Raw genomic sequence first — 4,979 nt, 5'->3', positions numbered from 1 at the left:
CAGCACCCGGACACCATCGTAATATTCCTGACCGCCAACGATCAGGAGAGCGACCAGATACGGGGCTATGAGGTGGGCGCGGTGGACTACATCACAAAGCCCTTTGTGATCGGGGCCTTGCAGCGAAAAATCAAAGCCATGTTCGCCATGCTGGAACACCACAAACCGGCCAAGGACATTTACGACGACGGGCGGTTGTTTCTGGACTTCTCGGAGCAGACGGCTTCCTTAAACGGCAAGCCCCTGACTCTATCCCCGATGGAGTACAAAATGCTGAACCTGTTTCGTAAAAATCCCCGGCAAGTGCTGACCCGTGGGCAGCTTTTGGAAAAGCTGTGGGATATAGACGAGCGGTTTGTGGACGAACACACCCTGACAACCTCCATCAGCCGTATTCGCAGCAAGATTGAAGCCGACGGCGGCGCACCCTACATCAAGACCGTTTACGGCATGGGGTATCAATGGACGGGAGGCGAGGTAAAATGAAGTTTCAAAACCTCTCGGTAAAGCGGCTGTTTGGCCGGGTGGCAATGGAGCTTGTCCTCTCCATGTCCGGGATCACCATAGCCCTGTTTCTTGTGACAAAACAGATTGCGGTGCTGCTGACAGGCGGGACGCTGCTGCTGTGCGCCCTTGTGGGGATTTTTGTACTGACGCAGGCGTTTGGAAAGCGGCTGTCGCAGTTTACCGCTGACCTGTGCCAGACCTTAGACCACATGATCGCCGGGAATGAAGCGCCCCAGCGGCCAGAGGACAGCGAAACCCAGCTTGCCAGAATCGGACACCGGCTGGCAAGGCTTTACCAGATCATGCAGGAGAACCGCCGCCGGGTGGACGAGGAACGGCAGGAGTTACAGACCCTTGTATCGGATATTTCCCATCAGGTGAAAACGCCGGTAAGCAATCTGAAAATGGCGACGGACACCCTGCTGGAAAAGCCCATGACCGAGGCGGAGCGCACCGACTTTATCCGGGGAATCCGCAGCCAGACGGATAAGCTGGACTTTCTCTTTCAGGCCCTTGTGAAAACCTCACGGCTGGAAACGGGCGTGATCCAGTTGGATAAGAAACCGGGTCGCCTCTTTGATACCGTGGCGCAGGCCATGAGTGGGATTGTGTATGCAGCGGAGAAAAAGGAAATCGCTGTGTCCGTGGACTGCCCGGAGGATTTGACCGTTTTCCATGACAGCAAGTGGACATCCGAAGCCCTCTTTAACCTGCTGGACAATGCAGTGAAGTACACCCCGGCAGGCGGGAAAATCGCCGTGTCAGTGGTGCTGTGGGAAATGTATGTGGAGGTCAAAGTGACCGACACCGGCAAGGGCATTTCCGAAAGCAATCAGGCTGCCATCTTCCGGCGCTTCTATCGTGAGGAAGAAGTACACGAACAGCAGGGCGTGGGCATTGGCCTGTATCTGGCCCGCGAGATCGTAACGCGGCAAGGCGGCTATATCAAAGTGGTTTCGGAGCCGGGCAAGGGTTCAGAATTTTCCATTATGCTGCCGACAAAATAGAATGCGGCGGACGGTCATTCTCGGCTGCCCGCCGTAAGTCTTTTCGCAACAGTGTGCCGATAAAGCTGCCAGTGGCAGTTTTTCGGCGGAAATGTCCGAGCGTTGTAACATTTCACCCCCGATTTTCAATGAAATTTTTTGGCCGCTGTAACATTTCGCGGACATTTGGGTTTTACAATAGCCTTATCAACAGGCAGAAAGCCTTGAAAGGAGTTTTGAGTATGAGAATTTTACAGACTATCGACCTGAAAAAGTATTACGGTACAGAGCCGAATATCACCCGCGCCCTTGACGGCGTGAACTTCTCTGTAAATGACGGCGAATTTGTGGCCGTTGTGGGAACCTCCGGCAGCGGCAAGTCCACCCTGCTTCACATGATGGGCGGGCTGGACACCCCTACTTCCGGCAATGTGATTGTCCGGGACAAAGAACTGTCGAAAATGAACGACGAACAGCTTACCATCTTCCGCCGCCGCAACATCGGCTTTATCTTCCAGAACTATAACCTTGTTCCTATCCTGAATGTGTATGAGAACATCGTCCTGCCGGTGGAGCTGGACGGGGACACGGTGGATCAGAAGTTTTTGGACGAGATCGTTCACCTGCTGGGGCTGGAAGATAAACTGAAAAATATGCCGAACAATCTTTCCGGCGGCCAGCAGCAGCGTGTGGCTATCGCACGCGCCCTGATTACCAAACCGGCTATTGTGCTGGCCGACGAGCCGACCGGCAACCTTGACAGCAAGACCAGCGCCGAGGTGCTGGGGCTTATCAAGCGCACCAGTGCAGAGTTCCGGCAAACTGTTGTGATGATTACCCACAATGACGACATAGCCCGTCTTGCAGATCGGATTGTCCGCATTGAGGACGGCAAGATTGTGGAGTAAGGAGGTGGCAGGCTATGACATGGCCTTTTGAGAATGATACCAGCGCCATTACAAAGAAGCTGGCAAAGAAAAGTTTGCAAAGCGAGAAGCGCCGGAATCTGATGGTGGTGATTGCCGTTGCGCTGGCGGCATTTCTGATCTGCTTTACGGGAATTGTGTCTACCTCCCTGACACAAATGCAGCGCAATCAGGTTGTCGATACTTATGAGGCGGTCTGGCTGGGCGTAGAGGAAAACGACATTGAAACCCTGAAAGGACTGCCGGAGTTTGAGCGCGTAGGCGGCTACTATATGCTGGGTGAGGAGCTTTCAGAACAGGGCTATCATGCGTCTTATGTGTATTGCGACGCGCAAATGATGGAGATTACCAAGGCGCAGATGGAGTTGTTAGAGGGCCGGGTTCCTGAAAAAGCAAATGAAGTTGTTGTAAGCGAATACTTTCTTTCCACCTATGGAAACAATGCCAAGATCGGGGACACTGTGACCTTAGATACAGAGAGTTTTCATGGTGATTATGTCGTTACCGGCATTATGGACAGCGTAAATGAAAAAGAAGCGAATACCTGCGCTATCATTCTTTCCAACGCTGCCCTGACAGGATGGAAAGGGTTTGACCCGACTGGCTATCGCGCCTATGTCCATTTCAAAAACAGCGACCAGTTGGGCGAAGAACTGATGACCTCTTATTGCAGGGAGATTGCGGAGGAATATCAGCTTCCTATGCCCAAAATGAACAGCAAGTATTTTGCCTATGCTTCTAAATCCTTTGATTTTGCACTGATGGCTGGCGTGATTGCCATTGTTCTGATCGGCGGCTATATTGTGATCCAGAGTATCTTCCGTATCTCCATCAATGACAAAATCAAGAGCTACGGGCAGCTTCGGACGATTGGTGCGACACCAAAGCAAATCAAGCGGATTGTAAAGCGAGAGGGACGCAAACTCGGCAGTATCGGGATTCTGATTGGCACAGTGCTGGGCGTATGCGGCGGTTTCCTCCTGTTTTCCAAGGGTTTTAACGCTGTTTCCTATGTGGCAACGGTTATTTTAACGCTTATAAGCAGTTGGATCATGGTATCTGTTTCCATCCGTAAGCCGGTGAAAATTGCGGCAGGGATTTCCCCCATTGAAGCCGTCCGTTTTACCCCGGCGCAAAAGGACATCCGCAGCCGGAAAAAGAATATCAAGCTCAATCCTGTTTCAATGGGAATTGCAAATTTTAGGCGTGACCGAAAAAAGACCGTTGCTATTGTAGCCTCATTGAGTTTGGGCGGAATTATCCTGCTTGTGGTATCCTCCATTGTTTTGCTGCGCTCACCAGAGGCGCTTGCAAGACAGTTTTTCCCAGACGGCGACTATAAAATTTATTTGGATTCTGAAATGACAGAAGAAAAGGTTATGGCAGCGGGAAATCCATTGAATGAGGAATTAAAGCAGGAAATCTTATCTATTGATGGCGTTACAGATATAATTCCAAGCAGGCAATCCCTCCATGCAACTTATAAAACAGAGATTCATCAAGCTGGTGGTATGTGCGATATGCTGACCGACCAGAATTATGCGGCAGTTGAAGCGGCTCTGACAGAGGGAACCATGCCAACAGATTCCCGTAGTATTGTAATTGACTATAATGTGCTAAAGCAGAATGAGGATATGGGTGTTGGTTCAACGGTTGAGATTTCTTTGGGAGAAGAACAGCCATCCGTTTCTGTTACCATATCGGGGTTATACGCTCCTGCAAAGGTATATTCAGGACATGGCAGGATGCACTTAGATGGGGCAACTCTTTTTGCACCAGAAGCGTTGTTCCACGAACTGCACCCGGAAATCACCTCTTTTGACTATTCATGGAGCATTGTAAATGACGCTAAAAAAACGGACTATGTGGGAGCTGAATTGAAAAATATTGTTGCCAGCCATAGTAATATTGCCTTAGATGAAATCAATACAGTGATTGAATATGAAGAAATGACAAATTCTTTTGCGTTTGGCAGTATGGAGATACTTTCATGGTTGGTATTTCTCTTTGGCGTTATCAACCTGATTAACACGACACTCTCTAACCAGATCGCCCGAAAGCAGGAAAACAGTATTCTGCGTTCTATCGGCCTAACACAAAAACAGCTATGTAAAATGAACATCTGTGAGGGGCTGTGCTATGCGCTCTTTGCAACATTGGCAACGCTGATCGTTGGGCTTCCGGCTTCCATCTTTGCTTGCAGAAAAATGAGTGTAGGTGCTTTTGCCGGAAATGTAGTGCCTTATCAATTCCCGGTTTTGGAAATGGGGCTGTTCATTCTGGTATCGTTCGGAATGGAGCTGATCTTGTCTGTATGGACAATCCGCAGACAGAAAAAACAATCTCTGATTGAACAAATGCGGGCAATGGAATAACCGTATGGGATCGGCGGGGCGGCGTGTGCTGCCCCGCTTTTTTCGCCATTTCTCAAAAAATTTTTGAAATGTCCGAGCTTTGTAACAATTCAGCCTGTTTTTTTGTCGAAATCAAAGGCACCTCGGACATTTATAGTTCTTCCAAAAGTTTGATGATAATATTACCATTCATGGAAGAAGCAATC

The 4,979-nt window shown here is 49.7% G+C and carries 4 protein-coding genes; all 4 read left to right on the top strand.

Going from position 1 to position 4,979, the window contains the following annotated elements:
* Nucleotides 1-486 (top strand): response regulator transcription factor (locus OCV77_RS16275; RefSeq protein ID WP_262575996.1); only part of this gene is annotated, 486 nt, incomplete at its 5' end.
* On the top strand, nt 483-1,514 hold the full coding sequence (locus OCV77_RS16270; protein WP_005936000.1) for a sensor histidine kinase: 1,032 nt from the start codon (nt 483-485) through the stop codon (nt 1,512-1,514). The genes OCV77_RS16275 and OCV77_RS16270, both read left to right, overlap by 4 nt.
* Nucleotides 1,515-1,735: 221 nt before the next feature.
* Nucleotides 1,736-2,401, top strand: a complete 666-nt coding sequence (locus tag OCV77_RS16265) for an ABC transporter ATP-binding protein (protein WP_009296631.1) — start codon at nt 1,736-1,738, stop codon at nt 2,399-2,401.
* 14 nt (nt 2,402-2,415) lie between these two features.
* The gene (locus tag OCV77_RS16260) at nt 2,416-4,794 is read left to right on the top strand and encodes an ABC transporter permease (RefSeq protein ID WP_262575995.1); all 2,379 of its coding nucleotides are present in this window, start codon (nt 2,416-2,418) and stop codon (nt 4,792-4,794) included.
* Nucleotides 4,795-4,979 lie beyond the last annotated feature (185 nt).

This window comes from Suilimivivens aceti (genome assembly GCF_025567405.1).
GTDB lineage: Bacteria > Bacillota > Clostridia > Lachnospirales > Lachnospiraceae > Suilimivivens > Suilimivivens aceti.
Note: the sequence above shows the minus strand (reverse complement) of the source record. Positions and strands in the feature narration are given on the sequence as shown.